This is a genomic window from Ructibacterium sp. SJQ-7, assembly GCF_054696575.1.
In genome coordinates this window covers 2,087,898-2,107,351 of sequence record NZ_CP195193.1, presented here as the reverse complement: position 1 = coordinate 2,107,351, position 19,454 = coordinate 2,087,898, and the positions used below count along the sequence as shown (strand labels likewise).

Here is a 19,454-nt window from a genome sequence, read left to right as displayed (position 1 = left end):
TTTTGAATGGAGATTTTGCATATGAAAAAATTACTGACAATCATATTGTCTGCAACCTTGATATTATCCACAACCGCATGCGGATTAAATTCTGAGGTCGAGGCATTAAAAAAAGAAAACGAAAAACTCAAAGCACAGTTAGAAAGTTCCGAAAAAAAGGACACTCCAAAACCTACGCAAAATTCAACACCAAGCCCAACAGAAAATCAATCTGCTGACAATAATTCTACATATGAACTTACCGCCGGCGATTATGAAATTCCGGGCGATATTCCGGCTGGCAAATATGACATTATAGCTATAAGCGGAGATGGCGAATTTATACTGGACGGAAACGACAATTTTATAGATGAACGTATGAGTTCAAATGCCGAAGAAAATTCAGATGCTATCAAAGAACGTAAGAACGCATCATTAAAAGACGGCAATTCTATAACCATAAATTATAACCTTAAAGTTCAATTAGTTCCAAAAAATTAGTATTATACAGAATGGAGATTTTGCATATGAAAAAAATATTAACAATCACTTTATCTTTATTGTTGTTGCTCTCAACAACTGCGTGTTCGTTAAATCTTGGATTTAACTCTTCAAAATATGAACTTACCGCCGGTCATTATGACGTGCCGGATGATGTGCCTATCGGAAAATATGATATTGTAGTAACCGATGGACGAGGTGTGTTTACTACTTTCGACGCTGATGGTTCATATGATATAATGGAAGGAATGGATATTGAGGGCATTGAAGGTCGTATTAAAGAATATCACAATGCTAAATTAGAAAGTGGTTCTTCAATCGAAATTAGTAGCACTCTTAAAGTAAAACTAGTTCCTAAAGATTAATAAACACAAAAAAATCCCATTTTGATGTTAAATCAAAATGGGATTTTTATTTACACATTATTCGAGAGTGTGAGAAAAAGTCTGTAAAAAATAATCCTTCTATGATAGAATATAAATAAATCATAGGAGGAATTTTTTTATGGCAAGACGTAGACGAGAAAGAATGAGTGAAGGAAAGAAGAATATCATTGCCGGATTGATTCAGGAATACAACATCAAGACAGCAGAAGATATTCAAGAGGCACTAAAGGATCTGTTAGGCGGTACTATTCAGGAAATGATGGAAGCTGAACTGGATGAACATTTAGGCTATGACGAATATGAACGCAGTGACAATCCGGATTATCGAAATGGAGTAAAACACAAAAAACTTCGTAGTTCTTATGGTGAGATACCTATTGATGTTCCACAAGACCGTGACGGTGATTTTGAACCACAGATAGTCCCTAAACGAAAGAAGGACATATCAGCAATAGAACAAAAAATCATTGCTATGTCGGCAAAGGGCATGACAACAAGACAAATTTCTGATATTGTGGAAGATATATATGGTTTTGAGGTAAGCGAAAGTATGGTAACCGCAGTTACAAATAAAATATTACCTCAAATAGAAGAATGGCAACAACGCCCTTTATCAGCTGTGTATCCGATAGTTTTCATTGATGCAATCCACTTTTCGGTTCGTGATGAACATATAGTGAAAAAAATAGCTGCATACATAATTTTGGGTGTAAATGACGAGGGCAAGAAGGAAGTTTTAAGCATAACTATAGGTAAAAATGAGAGTGCGAAATATTGGCTTGGAGTTTTAAATGAACTCAAAAATCGTGGTGTTAGAGATATATTAATATTATGTGCAGACGGTTTATCAGGAATAAAGGAATCAATAGCAGCAGCCTATCCAAATACGGAGTATCAGCGTTGCATTGTCCATCAAGTGCGCAATACATTGAAATATGTAGCGGAAAAAGACAAAAAAGCATTTGCAAATGATTTAAAGAGTATATACCATGCACCGAATGAAGAAAGCGGATATGAACGTATGCAGAGTGTCACAAAAAAATGGCAAGAAAAGTACCCTAATGCAATGAGAAGATGGGAAGAAAATTGGGATGTTTTATCACCGATGTTCAAATTTTCAGCAGAAGTCAGAAAAGTCATGTATACAACAAATGCAATAGAAAGCCTTAATAGCGTACTTCGTCGATTGAATAGCCAAAGGAGCGTATTTCCGAGCGATACAGCCCTTTTAAAGGCACTGTATTTGGCAACCTTTGAAGCAACAAAGAAGTGGACAATGCCACTTAGAAATTGGGGCAGAGTTTACGGAGAACTGTCAATTATGTATGATGGACGACTTGTTTAGCATATATTTTTACATTTGTATAGTGTGAAAAATACGGTCTTTTGCAAGACCGCTCTTGACGCGGAAGAAAATCCGTGCTATATTACAAAAAGGCAGATAAGCTGAATTTTGCTTATCTGCCCAAATAAAACTAAGTATTTTATCATAGAAAAATTAATTTACAGAAATAATCTCACACTCTCCATTATTCCAAAATATACACTACACAACTTCTTCTGCCGAAGTCGTTAGCATTTGAGCCGTAGCACAAATCAATTTTGTTGCCCTTAATTGCACCGCCGGTATCTTCGGCGCTTGCAACGCCGTATGACCATGAACCGTCGGCTGATGTTACATACACTTTTGAGCCAAGCGGAACTACGCTCGGGTCAACCGCAACTATACCATATCCAAGCGGATTACCCATTGCAGAAACCGTATAACCGCCGTTTTCCGACGGTGAAGTCGAATAAGCTGTAGCAGTCATTGTGATTTTCTTCTTATATTTATATCCGTTTACAGTACCGCCGTCATCGCTTACTGTTGATTTCGCTGCAAAAGAATCTTTAACCGTTGTATTTTTAGGTGCAGGAGTCGGCTCCATTGTACCGTTTGCAATAACCTTGTTACGCATTTCAGTTGTAACTTGTTCGTCTATCACCTCTCTTGTCGCCTCTTGACCGTCTTGGTATGTAACCTTATAAGTGATTGTTTTCACACCGTCTTGTCCTTCGTCAACAACCTTTTCCTGACCTTTAATCAAAGTTGAATCATCAACATATTCAACACCTTTAGGAATTACTTCCGTTTCGGTTTCGTCTGTATGGCTTACCGATACAAGCTGGATTGTGTCACTGCTTGCAACAGTGTCGCCGTTGGCTGAAATTTGGTCATATTCACCCGGAATATATCCTGCCTCAACAAGTGCGTCCTTAACGTCTGCCTTTGTCACTGTTACAACTTCTTCCGATTCACCGACTTTAATTGTAACACGCTTACCACGCTTGATAACAATATTTTCATTATCCTCAACAGGCTTTTCTGTTGAAACGTTAATCTTATCGGTATCCGAAACATTCACGCCATGTTCTTCAAGAGCACCCTCAACGCTTTCACTTCTTGTCTTTACAGTTTTTGTTTCATTTGTTCCCGCAAATTCGTTTATTTCCGTAATTGTGATTTCCTTCGCCGATGCGCTGTATACACTACCGAATATTACCGTCATCATTGCCACAAGCGTAATAATTGCAATCGTACATCTTCTGTGTTTTGCTTTCAATTTTGCTTTTTTCTTTTCTTCGCGTTTTTCACGCAAATTCATTATCATTTCTTGTTTTGTCATCTCTTGTGTAGTCATAAAAGTTAAACCCCTTTCATTACTTGTCCCATAGTATACTACAAAATTGTTACATTGTCAAGCTTTTTATTACATTTTTATTACAAAATAATTTCAAATATTGCAATATGAATAAATATATTACTTGACTTTTCCCATATATTACTATTTATATGCACGATATTTACATATTATTACATTTATTTTTGATTAATGTTACAAAAATAAAGCAGGTATATACTTTTTCATAGTCGGAAATAATGGAAATAAAACAAATTGAAATGATTGGAGATTAGTAATGAAAGAATTGACAAAGAAAGTAGTTATTTTAAATAATTTTTCATCACCGTATGTGAGCCAAGCAATAATAATTCTCAAAGACTATAATCCAAAACTTGAAAGCAGAGCAATAGCGGACGCGGAAACAATAGTCAGTCGCTACATCGAACGAATACAAAAAAACGGACAACCAACAAAGGCTGTCCGCTCGAAATCTAAAATATTAAAAATATTGATTTGCTTAATTTTGATTGCGTCAATATGTTTTGCAATCAAATATCTTTCTTAAATTATTTGAAATTGCTGTCCATATAGTCAATATATTCAGTATATTTTTGAGCTGTTGATGTCATTGAAGAATATGAGAAATCATAATATACCGCAATTCCGTTTTTCAATACGCATTTTCTGTGGTAAACAGTATCATCTGTTGTCACAGTGACTGCATACCAATCGTCACCGGCACGAGAATATGAAACTTCGCCGCCCGTTTGACGTGCATAGTCACGCATAAGGTCAGACGGAGCACCGCTCTTTCCCTCTTGCGAAACAGTCATAGTTGCACCGCCAAGCGCATCGGTCAAGTTAAGTTTTTGATTTCCTGTTGTCGGATTTGAATTAAAAGTAGACGGATAAACGCACGTCACACCGCTTATTGTCATTTTTGAATAACCGTTTTTGCTTGCTGAATTTGACGGCGATGATGTTGATGATACGTTGTTTGCTGTATCTGTCGGCGTATTCGTTGCACTTGCAGGCGAATTTGTTGACGTAGGAGCAGTGCCTAATCCGTTATCGTTCGGAGCCATCATATTATAGCCGATAATCACACTTACTATTGCGATAAGCAGTGCTACGATTATGAAAATCATAACACTTCCCTTACTTTTTCTACGTTTTTTATTACGGGCTTGTTTTGCCTCTTTTTCTTGTAAACGACGTTTACGATTAAGACGTTCAGCCTTCAGTTCCTCGATTTCTTTGCGTTTTGTAGTTTGGCTGTTCTGGTTGTTTTTTCTTACTGATTGACCGCATCTGTCACAAAAACGCGTTCCCTCTTTCAGTTGTCTGCCACAATTTTTGCAGTACATAAAACCCCTCCGAAATTACTTTTTTGCTATCTAAACTATTATACTATATATTGTATATAAATGCAAGTAATTTTCGTAATTTTGTTACATATAGATTACACATTAAACGCAAAACACGAAATATTTTTGAAATATTTGTTATTTAAACGCAAAATTCCATATTTTTATTATAAGAAATTATCATATCATTTACATTTATCGACAAATTCTTCCCTCTATGATATAATAACATTCTGAAATGGTTGCAAACCATGCTGACACCACCTTAAAGGGGGTGTGCATATGAGTGAAGCTATTGTTTATTTAACTTTGGTTTTACTGCTTTGTATAGTGATAATAAAAAAATAGTTACCTATCGACCAAATAGGTAACTATTCCGTAGAAAGTATTTCTTCCTACAACATATCAACTGCAGCATGGTTTGTTTACCATTTCTTTTATTATATTATCACACAACGCTAAATTTGTCAAGCAAAAAGAACGGTCATACGACCGTTCTTTTATTGCTTTATAAATTATTCAGTTGCAGATGTTGTTGCATCACTTTCTGATACCTTGATATTATCAAGCATTGCACAATGGCTGTTGTTTATATAACCAAAAATATCAATTTGTGTTGCTTTTAAGTTTTCTGTTGTTGCATCAACAAAAGCCACATCTGTTGCTTTTGCTATTTCTGCACCATCTGCTTTATTTGTGATAGTATAGCTTACTTTCTTTGTTGATTGATTAACAACTACATTGACATGCATCCATTTATTTGTATAGTCACCTATAGCTTTAGAGCTGTCACCTTGAACTAATGCATTAGTTTTATTCGATCCTAAATTAAATATAGCACCTGTTGAATTGTAAGTAACTTTTGTACTACCACCAGTAGTTCCTCTTGTTGTTGCATCACCAATGCTCAATATTGCTCTACCACCGTTTGTATTATAATAATCAAAATCAAATGTTACTATATCTTTTGTTACTGTATCTGGTAATGCATAATGTGCAAATGAATATCCATTACCTGCATTACCTGCACAAGTGAATCCGACAACTTTTGAATTTAATGTAGCATCATCTTCAATTTTTACTGTAATTCTTGAATCTGCTTTGAATAATGGCTTTTCATCTTCAAACTTTTCATATACATTATATGATGCGTCTTTCTTGACAACAATTACAACTTTATTTTCTCCTGCTGCCAAAGTAATTTTATCAGTACCACCTGATACATAACTATATACATCATATAGTCCTGTGTCTGAATTTGTTACTACTCTTTCTGAAAGATATGATTCAGGAACAGTAACTTCATCTGCTTCAAATTTGTTATCGTCTTCAGTATATACGTCAACAGTTTCAACTACACCTGTTGTTTCATCACCTGTTGTATATATTGCCTTTAAAGTACCTTTGCTCTTTGCAACAACTTCAAAGTCTGCTGTTGCAGATATTTCTGTATCAGCGATTGTAGCCTGTACTTTGTATTTTCCGCCTATAACTCCGTTTGTTACTGATACAACACCATTTTCTACTGCAATATTAGCCGGTGTATCAACAACAGTCCAATTTACAGTCTTGCCTGTCATTACACGACCATCTTGGTCTTTAACTGTTGCTGTAAATGTAATAGGGCTTCCAACTACAACAATGTTATTTTCAGGAGACGTAATTTCAACTTTCTTTGCTTCATTTGCAACTACAGCAACATTTTCTGCTACAGCTGAATCTGCAACTTTTATAGAACCTGTTTTAATTGCATAATCAGCACTTGTTACTGTATATGTGTAATCACCTGATGGTAGAGCAACTTTTGCTACACCATCAGTATCAGTTGTTTCTGTTGCTACAACTGCATCGCCATTCTTAATTTCAACAGTTGCTTTTTCAACTTTTGTTTCGCCACTTGCAACATTAAAAGTTACCGCTTGACCTATTGTAAGAACTAACTTTGGAGCTTTCTTAACAACCTGTGTTCTTGCTGTTCCTACAGCTAATTCTAAAGAAAGTTTATCTGTTGTTGCAGACTTTACTAATGATGTAACAGGAACATTTGCTGTGGCGAATGCACCATGATCTTCAGTAGAAGCTGTAGTTGCATCCTTTGTTCCTGTCCATACCTTTGTATCTGTCAAACTATCACTTCTTATGCTTTGATAATCCGTATATACCGCTGTTGATGCATCCCAATCATTACTTGAAAGTGCACCTACAAGGAAGTAAGAATCTACCCAACGTTTTTGATTTGCATCATAGCTTGTTGATGCAACATCAAGGTTCAAATTAGCTGAAATAATTCTATCTTTATCTACATCTGATAGACCTGCATATCTAAGAAGTGTTGCTTCATTTGTGCTAAGTGTATCATCTTTACCCTTTGTCCATTGACCTAATTTTAGCAATTCATCACTGCCATGAGCTGTTGTGTCATCACCTTTTACCCATGTTGATGCTTCTGCATCAATGACTTTCATTGTCGGGTCTGCTGCGTATGCAACTGTTACTGTTACAGGGTATGCAGGCATTGTGAACTTGCCTTCTGTTACAGTTACTTTTGTTTCAGCATCGTCTGTCTTTGTTACTGTAATTGTCGGATTAGCAGCAACATAACCCAAAGCAGGTGTATTAGCTACTACTGTAAGTTCTGTACCTTCTGCAACGCTTTTCAATTCTGTTGCGCCTGTTACTGTAGCAGTACCGCCTGTTACTGCAGTAGTTACAGCACTCTTAACTTTAGCTGTTGTTGTTACTGTGAATGCCTCTGCTGCATTGCCGCTAACTGTAATTTCTTGAGGAGTTACTGTTAAATCTTTGTAATCATCTTTAGCTACAGCTGATACTGTATATGTACCGGCTTTAACACCTGTAAACGTTACAGTTGTATCTTCGATTTTACCTGTAATTGTATTTTCAGCTTCTGCTTTATCTGTAAGAGTTACAGATTTAACACCTGCGTCTACAGTACCTGATACTGCATAAGTAGGAACAGCTGTTGCTGTTGGAGCCGGTGTATCTGTCGGAGCAACTGTTTCTGCAGGAGCTTCTGTCGGCTCAGTTGTCGGAGCATCTGTTGTTGCAGGAGTTTCTGCCGGAGCTTCTGTCGGAGCTTCTGTCGGAGCTTCTGTCGGTTCAGCTGTCGGAGCCGGCTTAGCTGTTGCTTGCGCTGCACCGTTCTTTATTGTACAAGCATTAGCAAGCGGTGTCATAGTCTTTAGACTATCCCAAACCATTATCTTATCATTCGTTGTGAATGTAGCTAAATCTGTTGCAGGAACTAGTTTAGCCTCGTTAGCTTTTAGTTCAAGATTAACAACTTTCTTAACTGAATCCAATGTATTATCAGTTCTGTATGATGCTTGAACAAGAACTGCATTTGTATCCTTATCTGATGTCAATGTAACTGTATTTGCAGTTTCATCAACGCTCATTGTAACCTTTGCAGGTATCGGAGCAGGTGTCGGAGCTGCTGTTTCAGTTGGAAGATACTTAGCATCAAGTGTATCTGTAATCTTATATGCAACTACATTATCAATCAAGGCTTTTGAATAAGCTGTACCACTGTCTGACTTTGTATTTTCAACTGCGAAGCTTGGAAGATGAGTTACTTGAGCTGATGTTGAACCGGAACCAACCTTAGTACCCTTAACTGCAGGGCTAAGTTTACCTTCACCATCTTTATATTTACCGTCAATAAATACTCTGTATGTACCTTCTGATACTGCAACAACTACAGTGTGCCAACCTTCTGTTACCTGAATACCGATTGGTGTATCACCGTTTGTATATCCGCTTGCATCTTCGGTTGTAATAACTGCAAGTATATCTCTTGCACAACCGTTACCATCAATATTTGTTGTGTTGTCAATCAAGAACAATCTCGGAAGACCACCTTCATCAGTACCCTTTGCGGCTGAAAGATATGTTGTAAATCCCATAATTGCAGTTTCGCCTGATGAAATTTCTTTTGTATCATCAAGAGTTACAACCGGTCCTCTACCATTTGTTGAGAATTGGTTTGCAGCAAGTTTTAGTGCATTATCGCCTGTAGCAACCTTTGCGATTGCGGCATATGTCTTTGTATCAGCACCTGTACTTCTTGAACCAACTTTAACTTTCATACCATCAACAACTGTTTTTGCATCTTGATCTTCTGTTTCGATTGATGCAACAGTTCCTACAGTAGCATTGTTAAAGTCAGCTGTATAAGCATCTGTTACTGATGCCGGGGCTGCAAGAGTTTGCGCTGAACCGGATACTGTTTCAGGTTCAGGAATTGGTGTGGCTGCTGCTACAACGCCTCTCAAACCATCTGTTGTAAGTGTTTCTGCCTCACCCGAATAAATTTTGATGTTATCAAGGCATACTTCACCAGGTCCTGTAACACTGTCATCACCACGACCGGCTGTTACATAAATAGTATCAAGTTTTGTTGCACTGTTGATATAATCAACACCATCAACTATTTTATTATTATTTACATCTATTACTGTTACTTTAGCTACATCACCTTTAACGTATGTCTGTACTCTAACCCACATATCATCAGCAATGCCTGTTACTGATGTATTATCAGCAGCCAATGTTTCTGTACCAGGGTCATTTACGATTGTACCGTCAAGTTGGTATCTTGCAGACAATGAAGATGCCACACCTGTTGTATAACCTTGACCTGTTTCAGTACTTGAATTACCGCCTGAGAACAATGCACCGTATGGGCCATAGTCTCTGGAGTCTTTAGCTGCATTTGACGAATCGATGAATGCAACTTGAGTATATCTTCCGTATCTACCCATACCATTTGACTTATGAAGTCTTGCATCGTATTCGATTGTGTAACCGTCAGCACTTGTTAATTGTGCATCTGCAGGCAAAGTCAATGTTGCAGAATATGTACTGCTGCCATTAGCTTTAATTGAGAAATATTCACCCTTGTCATCACTCACTTGTGCAAGAGTTCCATTACCTGAAAAGCCTGTGATTTCACTTCCATCAAAGGTGTAAACAGGTGTTGCCGCGCTTGCTGTTACTGTCAAGCCTGCGAAAGCAGATGCTGACATAGCAGCGGCGCAAAGTAATGAAATTAGTTTTTTACTTTTCATTTCTTCTCTCCCTTTCTTTCCTTAACTTGTTTCCAAGTCTTGTTTAATTTAACAGGTACAGGATGTCGATTTGAGTAAATCTGCACAATCCTAACCCATCTATATGGTATATATTGTATCATATTTTTTTTGTATGTGCAATATTATTAAGAAACTTTGAACAAAAATATTGCACAAAAAAGCACATCATTTTTTATATAAAATGCAAAATTCAAGTTGTATATTTTTTATTTTTGTAGATTATTTTTACCAAAAAAGACCGTTTTCGCGGTCTTTTTTGGATTGTTTAGTATTCCGTTTGCAATTCACTTGCAAAGTTTATTCTGTATATTGGTCTGCACTGAATATTTCTATATTATCCATTGATACAGAACCGCCTGATGATTTACCATACTTACAATATAGTCCCGATAATCCTGTTGCACTTGTATCAGCCATATCAACTTCACCGTCAAAATAAGTTTTACTTGAGTCAAGTGATTTTGCTACTACATTTACTTTGTGTGTTGTAAAATCACAAACTGCAACTACCGATACCCATTCATTATTCGGAATTGTAGTCGTTTGTCCGTTTGCTGTGATTGCACCGTCCTTTGTTTGCTTCAAATACAAAACATATCCGCCTGTACAACCATAATTTTTATTTCCATCATTATAAGTCATATTTCCCGAATGAACGGCAAATTCATTAGGATCAATATTTGCTTTTGTAAACTTAATATTCATTGCATATACAAGTCCATTATCAGATGTATATGTTTCTCCGAATGATTTTTCTCCGCCTCTTGAATTAGTATTTGCTCCAAATCTCAAATAATTGCCAAGACTTGAATTTTCATCATACTCAACCGTCATTGCACTTTGTTGATTTGCACTACCCCATCCGTTTGCTGCCAACGTTGATGTTGTTAATGTTTTGAATGTTTCATGATACAAATAATTGTATTTATCCGGTTCAGATACTGTAAACACCGCCGTAAACTTCGCAGTGTCATGTGCTCTTACAGTAATTTCACTTGTGAATGCAAAGTTTTCATTACTGCCGTCCTTACGCCAAGCCAAAAGTTCATAGCCTTCATTTGCAGTCGCAGTCAAAGTCACCATATCGTTCATATCTACTGTTTTTTCAGTAGTTCCTGCTTCTCCTATATATGCACTTCCCATTGTATTGTCGCTTGATTCTACTGTAATTGTCTTTTTAGGAAGAGCTTCTTGTTCAAGAGTTCCTACCTTCAAATCAGATATTTTAACATCAACTGCCGCTTTACTTGCCGATAGCAAGAAATAAGTAAGTTGTGTAGGTGAAACTGTACCAAATGTACTGTAATTACTAAATTCATATGTAACAGGGTCGAAACCGTCTATTTGAATAGTGCCTGTTCCGTTATCCATATCAAGAATATATCTTACAGTTGACCATTTACCCTTATTTATTGAGCCTACTTCTTTACCACCAGCCTTAATTGAGCCGTTACTTGCCACATTAAATAGTGTAATTGACTGTTTTCCACCCGGATTTCTATTATCTATACCGTCTGTCAAGCCGAAATTAAGATCTCCGCCCGAAACGTATGACAAATCCATTTCTATAAGGTATTTTCCGCTTGTGCCTATTACTGTTTCCGATGAATCGTCTGCCACATCAAATTTCTTTGAAGCATAGAATGAACCATCTGAACTGTTATCAGCTTTCTTACCTGTCGATGCAAACTCGGCATATCTTCTGTTTATTACATCATCTGCACTTTCTGCACCAAGTTTTCCGGTATTTACAGCACTTCCTGCCAAAGCCCAATTACCGTTTCCTGCCAAATCTTCATCACCGCTATAAGTTTTACCTTCGTAATTAAAGTTTTCCGATATAATCGAACTCTTTATTGTCATAGGTTCATATACAGATGAATATGTATCCGGATTATCTGTATCAATTATCAATCCTTCATCGCCACCCGCATCTTTGGCTCTGTAAACTACTGCAGTATATGTATCACCTTCAGCAAGAACAAGACCGTCTGTTGAAGTTCTGAACTCTTTAATTGTTTGTGTTCCGTTTACAGTGTTGTCAACTTGCGCATTTGCATAGATTTTACCCTTTTCTGTTCCGTCAGAATTTTTAATCGTAATAACTACAATACCGTATGCACTCATATCCTTTTCGGATACTGAATGTTTCAAAACATCAACAGACTGTATTGTTCCATCTTCTGCAAATACTACATTTTTGATAGTAGTAGGATATTTTGTAGGTAGCAACGAAACATATACCTCCGGATATGCCTTGTTAGGTGCAGCACCTGCTTTTACAACAGTTTCAGAAACTTCATAAGGTGTTGCGGTGCTTCTCATACCTGTTACAAGAGGTTTTATTGCATTTGCTTCCACCTCTGTAATTACTGACTGAGCCTTGTTATTTTGAAGTTTTAATGCCTCTTGCATAAATAAGTATGCACCATTATCAGCACCGGCATCATTAGGGTGAGTACCGTCAATTCCGCCGCCTCGTACTCCACGGAAATAGTAGTCAACTGCATTTTTCTCATAAACTTCAGAACCACGTATTTCCTTTACCTTTGCTCCGGCTGCTTTCATCCAATCAAGCCAAGGTTGATTTAAGTCAATAAATACTACATCCTTTGCTCCGTTCGCAGTAATACCCTTTTTAATAACTGTATCTGCATACGCATAACCTGCATCTAATCCATCTGACGTTGCCTTAGCAACAAAGTTATCTGCTTCTGTTTTTCCGCCTGTTATAAGCACTTCTGTATAATATTTTGCAGCTTTGCTAAATCCGTTAAGTGTTGATTTCCATGTATTTGTTTCTGCATCAAATTGGTCTGTGTTATGACGGTCAATAGGTCCTACATAAATTGTTGTTGCTCCTACAGAATGAGCCTTTTCATAATACTTCGGTATTGCTTTTAAATATCCCAAAGGTCCGTCGTCCTTATGGTTATGTCCGTATTGAACATATACAAAATCACCTTTGCCGATGTTTGCATTCGCTGCATTCCAATGCACAGAATCTGATGCGTTTATACCTCCATCACCTTGATTGGATATTGCAACTCCTTTTGGTAAATATTTCGACAAGAATGTACCTGTTCCACCATAATTCTGTAGTGGGAAGAACGGTTGTAATGCAGCATAATCACAGCCAGTTGAATCTGTGTACATCCAAACAGTCGGGCACGCTTCAACTTCTTCCACTTCTATAGCCGAAATTGCAACATTGTCACCAACTGCTACTACGTTTAGCATATTATCATTATATGTAAAGTCTTTTACTCCGTCACGTCCTTTTATGTATACGTTTTGAAGTGTTGCAGTAAATTCAACTTCCTTTGTTTCTCCTGCTGCAATTTTTTCTTCTGTTATAATAGGATGACGTCTTTCAGAAAATACAGTTGCAACAGCGTCTTTTGTCTGATTTAATCCCGTAACATAAACTTTTACTTTATAATAATGGTCATTTTCCGCATCCATACTGAAACGAATAGGATAATCACCTTCTATTGCAGGCTCGCCTTTTATCGGAGCACCGCCAACAGCACCCAAGAAATCGTCTGTTGCAGATGTAACCGTATTCTTTTTACCCGAATTTACAACAACAACCTGTCCTTCTTGAGTATCTATACCATCGATATGAGTTCCTACTTCATATGCCTTTTCATCAGTTCCTAACAAACCAAACTTTTTACCGTCAGATGTCTTTGTGGTGTTTGTTGAATATGCGGTATCTTTTGTTACCGAATAATATCCTGTAGCCACATTATCGCTGTCGCCAAAGTCAAACTTCCACATTTTTCTCGGAACATTTACAGGCTCGATAAGCAACGGACGCATATTTTGCAAACTGTCCCAAAGCATTATTCTTGCACCTGAAGGTACGTTTATTTTACTTCCGTCAGACACCTGCTGACAATCAAGTTTTTGCAATGTACCATTATCAGAATCGTAAGATGCAATAATCGCATATGCATTACTCGATGAATGAATTGTTGCAGTATTACCGTCAAGCGTTACTGCATAGTTTCCGCCTGTGGTATCGTCTGCACTTGCCGTCATAGGCAATACGATACTTCCCGCAATCATTGCCGTTGACAATGCCGCACAAAGCAATTTTTTTAGATTGTTTTTCATAAAACCTTCTCCTTTTTTATAAATTTCCTCTCTCAAATTTGCCGTTATAAATTATATTATCATATTCTCTCAAAAAAGAAAAGCAGATTAATAAAAAAAGTAGTTTTTTTATTAGATCTGCTCTGTTTTTTTACTTTTTCTTTCTAATCATTGCACCCTCGCAAACAGGCTGTGCCGTTTTAAACTTAACTATCTGCTCCGCGTGATTTGCAACTTCGATTTCATTACCGTTTTCGTCGCACATACTGTCAACCGCCTGTACAAAAAACGGTTTCATAGGCTGAATTATCTCTATTTCGTCACCCTTAAAGAAACGGTTTCTCTGTGTAATCGTTGCAATGCCGTTTTCCGCGTCATACGACTTGACTATACCGATAAGGTCGTAATCTCTGATATACGAACTTGACGTGTAAACCTGTGAATTTTCATCCGGCTTGCCGAAATAAAAACCTGTTGTATACGGTCTGTGACTGACCTTGCAAAGTTCTTCGTATTCCGCTTCATTAAACACATAATTTTCGGGATCGGCACAATATCTGTCAATCTCACGTCTGTACGCCCCGACAACCGTTGCAACATAATAAGAAGTTTTTACTCTGCCCTCGATTTTAAGGCTCGCAATACCGCTTTGCACAAGCTCAGGTATATGACGGATTGTACACAAGTCCTTTGAATTAAATATAAACGTACCTCTTTCGTTTTCAAACACGTCCATATATTCACCCGGTCTTGTTTCCTCGACAAGTTTGTAATTCCATCTGCACGGATGTGCGCAAGCACCCATGTTTGAGTCACGTCCCGTCATATAGTTTGACAAAAGACATCTGCCCGAATACGATATACACATAGCGCCGTGTATAAATGCTTCAAGCTCCAAATCTTCAGGAATTTTCTTTTGAAATTCCGCAATTTCTTTAAACGACATTTCTCTTGCAAGCACGACACGCGTTGCACCCATCTTGTACCACTTTATTGCCGAGCGATAATTAATGTTATTCGCCTGTGTACTTACATGAATAGGTATTTCCGGTGCAAGTTCCTGCATCATATCAAACAACCCCAAATCCGCCACAAGCACTGCGTCAAAGCCGTAATTCTTTATATCTTTGACAAACTCCTCAAATTCTTCAATATCATCATTATGCGGAAGAATATTTGCGGTAAGGTACACTTTTTTACCTCTGTCGTGAGCGTACTTTATACCCTCCTGCATATCTTCCTTTGAAAAATTTTCCGCCGCTACACGCAGCGAAAACATTTCACCGCCGATATACACCGCGTCCGCACCGTAATCTATCGCTGTTTTCAATTTCTCCAAGCTGCCGCCGGGAGCTAAAAGTTCTGGTTTCTTCATAAATATATTCCTACCCTTTATTATTTCTTTACCGATATTGTAACACCGTCACCGAGCGGTAAAAGCGATGTTTCAAGCTCCTTATGCTCCATAAGCATATCAATATATTTTCTAAGACGTTTTACAATCGTGATTTTTCTTCTCACAACGTGGTTATCGTCCGCTGTCATTCCCTTGTAAAGCACATTGTCAGAAATAAGCACGCCGCCTTTTTTCAGCAATCGCACGCACTCGTCAAGCATATAAATATAATGTGCTTTCGGGCCGTCAAGGAATATCATATCAAAAACTTCATCATCGTCAATATACGAAAGATAATCCTTTGCATCCGCCTCAATAACCGATATTTTTTCCGCATATCCCGAAGTTTTAATATTCTCCCTTGCAATACGCACCATATCTTCGTTACATTCAAGTGTTGCTATTTCGCAGTCATCATCTGTAGCCTGTGCCATTAATATAGAAGAATACCCAATCGCACAACCTACTTCAAGTATTTTTTTCGGTTTAACTGTTCTGCACATCACCGACAAAAACCTTGCCGTTTCAGGCTCTACTATCGGAACACTGTTTTCTTCCGCATATTTTTCAAGCGAGTGCATAAATTCATCATTATGCACTGTTTTCGCACGCAAATATTCCGTTATATACGGCGGAACAATCGCGTCTTTATCATATTCTATCATTTATCAAACCTCTTTATTGTTTTAAACTGTCTTGATTTTCAATCGCACTGTCATCGACCGAAATATTTTGCTCAGTACTCTGCATTGCCGCAAGGTGTTCTTCATATGTCTTTGAGAAGATATGTGAGCCGTCCTTGCCAAGTACAAAGTAATACGCATCGGTTGCCTCCGGATAAAGCGCCGCCTCTATACATTCCGTTCCCGGATTGCATATAGGACCTATCGGAAATCCCGCATACATATATGTGTTATACGGTGAATCTATCTGCGTGTCGGCAATCGAAAGCACAGGCTTTCTTTCACCTAAAATATACTGTACCGTCGCACACGACTGGAACTTCATACCTGAGTTTCTTCTATTATAAAATACTCCCGCAACTTTTGCTCTTTCCGTTCCGCTGTCCGTTTCACGTTCAACGATTGACGCCATAGTTATAACTTCATCAACCGTCAATCCAAGCTCTGTCGCACGTTCATAATACTCCGGTTTAAACTGATTGTCAAATGCCGCAAGCATTAGGTCAATAATATCGTGTGCCGACATTCCGTTCGGAATTTCATACGTTGCAGGGAACAAATATCCCTCCATACGCCCGTCACGTTCAGGCAAGTTTTTCAAGAACGCATAATCATAATCGTCGGGATTTAAAGCCGCATAAAAGTCCTGCCAGCTTACAATACCTGCCTCATCAAGTTTCTGTGCAATCTGCTTGATTTCATAGCCCTCCGGTATTGTAATTTTCGCAGCCTCACGGCTCGGCGTTATTATAAGATTAAGTATGTCACTGTAACTCATTCCGTCATCAATCGTTGCCGCACCCGGCTGAAAATTACCGTCATATCCGCCGAGCTTTGACTGCACCTTAAACAAAAGCGGATACTTTATTATGCCATTGTCCTTTAACAGTTTTGCAACAGATGACGTACCGTCACCTTCTGCAACCTCTATTCTCTTACTTCCTTCTTCTATTGAAACACCAAGGCTGTCGCTTAATAGTATGCCCGTTCCCGCAAGACTCAAAACAACTATAACAGCTATGATTATCACAGGCACTTTCCATTTGCCGTAACCTGTTTCATGCACCTTTACTGCCATAAAAGTGTCCTCCTTATTAATACATATTACTGCTATTCTATAACAAAATACACTTTTCGTCAAGTTTTGCGTTTTTTTTGTCAATTTATACGATAACTTTTCTTTAATTTTTACATATTCATAATTGAAAATTTTGAGAAAGTATTATATAATATTAATATGAGATTATTTTTAAGGAGGAGTTATCAATGGGATACAAGGAAACCTACAACCGTTGGCTTACAAGCGACGTGGTTGATGATGACACAAAAGCAGAGCTTAAATCTATTGAAAACAACGAAAAAGAAATAGAAGAAAGATTTTATCGTGAACTTGAATTCGGTACAGCCGGTATGAGAGGTATCATCGGAGCGGGTACGAACAGAATCAATATATATAACGTAAGACGTGCAAGTCAAGGTGTTGCGAAATACGTTCTTTCAAACGGTGAGGACGCCGCAAAAGCAGGTGTTCTTATCGGTTACGATACACGTAATTTTTCACGCACATTTGCTGAAGAAACAGCTAAGGTTCTTACTTGTGCAGGTGTAAAGACTTATCTTTTTCCTATCGTTCATTCAGTTCCGGAAGTTTCATTCGGTATTCGCGAACTTGGCTGCAGTGCCGGCGTTATGATTACCGCCAGCCACAACCCTAAAGAATACAACGGTTACAAGGTATACGGTCCTGACGGCGGACAACTTCCTCCGGACGCGGCTGATGTTGTTGTTGCCGCAATCGACAGCTACGATATATTTGACGATGTTAAGTTTATTTCGCTTGACGAAGCAAAAGAAAAAGGCTTGCTTGAAATCGTAAGCAGTGACCTTGACGAAAAATTCCTTGATGTTGTTCAAACACAGCAGCAAAATCCCGAGGCAGTAGCAGAAGTTGCAGATACATTCAAGCTTATCTACACACCTTTCCACGGCACAGGCTCAAGACCTATCAAAGCAATACTTAACCGTATGGGCTTTAAAAATGTGCTTGTCGTTAAGGAACAGGATACAGAGGACGGTAATTTCCCGACTGTTAAGTCACCTAATCCGGAGGACAAGGAAGGTTTTGAAATTGCTATAAAAATGGCAAAGGAAAATGACGTTGACGTTATCATCGGTACAGACCCCGACTGTGACAGAGTCGGTATAGTTGTTCGTGACGCCGACGGCATATACAGAACACTTACAGGCAACCAAACAGGTGCTTTGCTTGTTGAATACATACTTTCATCTAAGAAAGCCAAAGGCACTCTGCCTGAAAACGGCGTTGTTATCAAGACAATCGTTACAACAGAGCTTGCCGCCGCAATCGCTCATTCATACGGTATCGAAATTATGAACGTGCTTACAGGCTTTAAGTATATAGGCGAAAAAATGACAGAGTTCGCAAAGACAGGCGACCATACATATCTTATCGGCTTTGAAGAAAGCTACGGTTATCTTGTAGGTACTCACGCACGCGACAAAGACGGCGTTGTTGCGACAATGCTTATCGCAGAAATGGCTGCTTACTACAAAACAAAGGGTAAGTCACTTTACGAAGCACTTATGGATATATACAAGAAGTACGGATATTATTCAGAAAAGACAGTTTCATTTGTAATGCCGGGTAAAGACGGTATGGAAAAGATGTCACAGTTACTTACAGACCTACGTCAAACACCGCCGACAAAAGTTGCAGGTATGGACGTTGTACTTTACACCGACTATCAGTCACAAACAATTAAAGATACAAAGGGCAATGTTTCACCTCTTAAAGGTTTGCCTAAGTCAAACGTATTGAAGTACAACCTTTCAGACGAAAAGACTTACTTTATCGTAAGACCGTCGGGAACAGAGCCGAAAATCAAGTTGTATCTCGGCACATTCGCAGAAAGCTTTGAAACAGCCGAAAAGACTATCGAAAAAGTTCTTGAAGATTGCAAAAAACAACTTGGACTATAAACCAAAATGCCTTTCTCAAAGAGAAAGGCATTTCAGATTGTAGACAAAACCGTTATGGTTTTGTCTACTTTGTTCTTGGGTGTTTGAGGTTCAACCTCAATTTATAATCATTTCTGGCGACCTGTGCGACAGAAATGGCTTAAAATCTAAAGTTTCGACTTTGGAGGAACTTTATGATTTTTTCTCTAAAAACACTCAAAAATTACATCGCAAGATGTGATTTTTGGAGCTGTCGACATTTTGTCGATAGACTCATTAACTTGTGGT

12 protein-coding genes are annotated in these 19,454 nt (G+C 38.1%); 5 read left to right on the top strand and 7 right to left on the bottom strand.

The annotated features are described in order from the left end of the window. The first annotated feature begins 21 nt into the window (after positions 1 to 21). The 3 genes from ACSAMO_RS09135 to ACSAMO_RS09125 all read left to right on the top strand — a co-directional run bounded on the left by ACSAMO_RS09135 (position 22) and on the right by ACSAMO_RS09125 (position 2,211). Positions 22 to 480: a hypothetical protein gene (locus ACSAMO_RS09135; protein WP_499209175.1), complete on the top strand. Its 459-nt coding sequence runs from the start codon at positions 22 to 24 to the stop codon at positions 478 to 480. Positions 481 to 506: 26 nt separating this feature from the next. Beyond that, positions 507 to 845, top strand: coding sequence for a hypothetical protein (locus ACSAMO_RS09130; protein ID WP_308456663.1), 339 nt, complete (start codon positions 507 to 509; stop codon positions 843 to 845). Between the two features lie 139 nt (positions 846 to 984). After that, positions 985 to 2,211: an IS256 family transposase gene (locus ACSAMO_RS09125; RefSeq protein WP_499209174.1), complete on the top strand. Its 1,227-nt coding sequence runs from the start codon at positions 985 to 987 to the stop codon at positions 2,209 to 2,211. Between the two features lie 184 nt (positions 2,212 to 2,395). Here the strand turns inward: ACSAMO_RS09125 and ACSAMO_RS09120 are convergent, their stop codons facing one another. Then, entirely contained in the window at positions 2,396 to 3,547 is a 1,152-nt protein-coding gene (locus tag ACSAMO_RS09120) for a resuscitation-promoting factor (protein ID WP_499209173.1), read from the bottom strand. 277 nt (positions 3,548 to 3,824) lie between these two features. Here ACSAMO_RS09120 and ACSAMO_RS09115 point away from each other — a divergent pair, with 277 nt between their 5' ends. Then, entirely contained in the window at positions 3,825 to 4,094 is a 270-nt protein-coding gene (locus ACSAMO_RS09115; RefSeq protein ID WP_022229328.1) for a hypothetical protein, read from the top strand. A gap of 1 nt (position 4,095) precedes the next feature. On the opposite strand, the gene ACSAMO_RS09110 is transcribed toward ACSAMO_RS09115, so the two are convergent. From ACSAMO_RS09110 to mltG, 6 genes are all read right to left on the bottom strand, one after another. Next, the gene (locus ACSAMO_RS09110; protein WP_022229329.1) at positions 4,096 to 4,896 is read right to left on the bottom strand and encodes a zinc-ribbon domain-containing protein; all 801 of its coding nucleotides are present in this window, start codon (positions 4,894 to 4,896) and stop codon (positions 4,096 to 4,098) included. Between the two features lie 515 nt (positions 4,897 to 5,411). Continuing rightward, the gene (locus ACSAMO_RS09105; protein WP_499209172.1) at positions 5,412 to 9,986 is read right to left on the bottom strand and encodes a hypothetical protein; all 4,575 of its coding nucleotides are present in this window, start codon (positions 9,984 to 9,986) and stop codon (positions 5,412 to 5,414) included. Positions 9,987 to 10,304: 318 nt separating this feature from the next. Then, positions 10,305 to 14,129 (bottom strand): InlB B-repeat-containing protein, encoded by a 3,825-nt coding sequence (locus ACSAMO_RS09100; protein ID WP_499209171.1) that lies wholly within the window; start codon positions 14,127 to 14,129, stop codon positions 10,305 to 10,307. A 130-nt stretch (positions 14,130 to 14,259) separates the two neighbouring features. Next, entirely contained in the window at positions 14,260 to 15,483 is a 1,224-nt protein-coding gene (locus tag ACSAMO_RS09095) for a peptidase U32 family protein (RefSeq protein WP_337600187.1), read from the bottom strand. 20 nt (positions 15,484 to 15,503) lie between these two features. Next, positions 15,504 to 16,169 (bottom strand): O-methyltransferase, encoded by a 666-nt coding sequence (locus ACSAMO_RS09090; RefSeq protein ID WP_117966619.1) that lies wholly within the window; start codon positions 16,167 to 16,169, stop codon positions 15,504 to 15,506. Between the two features lie 13 nt (positions 16,170 to 16,182). Continuing rightward, complete coding sequence (gene mltG / locus ACSAMO_RS09085; RefSeq protein ID WP_412294426.1) at positions 16,183 to 17,265, bottom strand: endolytic transglycosylase MltG; 1,083 nt, start codon at positions 17,263 to 17,265, stop codon at positions 16,183 to 16,185. 188 nt (positions 17,266 to 17,453) lie between these two features. Here mltG and ACSAMO_RS09080 point away from each other — a divergent pair, with 188 nt between their 5' ends. Then, the gene (locus ACSAMO_RS09080; protein ID WP_022228872.1) at positions 17,454 to 19,187 is read left to right on the top strand and encodes a phospho-sugar mutase; all 1,734 of its coding nucleotides are present in this window, start codon (positions 17,454 to 17,456) and stop codon (positions 19,185 to 19,187) included. The last annotated feature ends 267 nt before the right edge of the window (positions 19,188 to 19,454 follow it).

Coding starts and splice junctions, on each gene's coding strand:
- ACSAMO_RS09095 (WP_337600187.1), bottom strand. CDS start 15,483: ATGAAGAAACCAGAACTTTTAGCTCCCGGCGGCAGCTTGGAGAAATTG.
- ACSAMO_RS09110 (WP_022229329.1), bottom strand. CDS start 4,896: ATGTACTGCAAAAATTGTGGCAGACAACTGAAAGAGGGAACGCGTTTT.
- mltG (WP_412294426.1), bottom strand. CDS start 17,265: ATGGCAGTAAAGGTGCATGAAACAGGTTACGGCAAATGGAAAGTGCCT.
- ACSAMO_RS09090 (WP_117966619.1), bottom strand. CDS start 16,169: ATGATAGAATATGATAAAGACGCGATTGTTCCGCCGTATATAACGGAA.
- ACSAMO_RS09130 (WP_308456663.1), top strand. CDS start 507: ATGAAAAAAATATTAACAATCACTTTATCTTTATTGTTGTTGCTCTCA.
- ACSAMO_RS09100 (WP_499209171.1), bottom strand. CDS start 14,129: ATGAAAAACAATCTAAAAAAATTGCTTTGTGCGGCATTGTCAACGGCA.
- ACSAMO_RS09125 (WP_499209174.1), top strand. CDS start 985: ATGGCAAGACGTAGACGAGAAAGAATGAGTGAAGGAAAGAAGAATATC.
- ACSAMO_RS09115 (WP_022229328.1), top strand. CDS start 3,825: ATGAAAGAATTGACAAAGAAAGTAGTTATTTTAAATAATTTTTCATCA.
- ACSAMO_RS09120 (WP_499209173.1), bottom strand. CDS start 3,547: ATGACTACACAAGAGATGACAAAACAAGAAATGATAATGAATTTGCGT.
- ACSAMO_RS09080 (WP_022228872.1), top strand. CDS start 17,454: ATGGGATACAAGGAAACCTACAACCGTTGGCTTACAAGCGACGTGGTT.
- ACSAMO_RS09105 (WP_499209172.1), bottom strand. CDS start 9,986: ATGAAAAGTAAAAAACTAATTTCATTACTTTGCGCCGCTGCTATGTCA.
- ACSAMO_RS09135 (WP_499209175.1), top strand. CDS start 22: ATGAAAAAATTACTGACAATCATATTGTCTGCAACCTTGATATTATCC.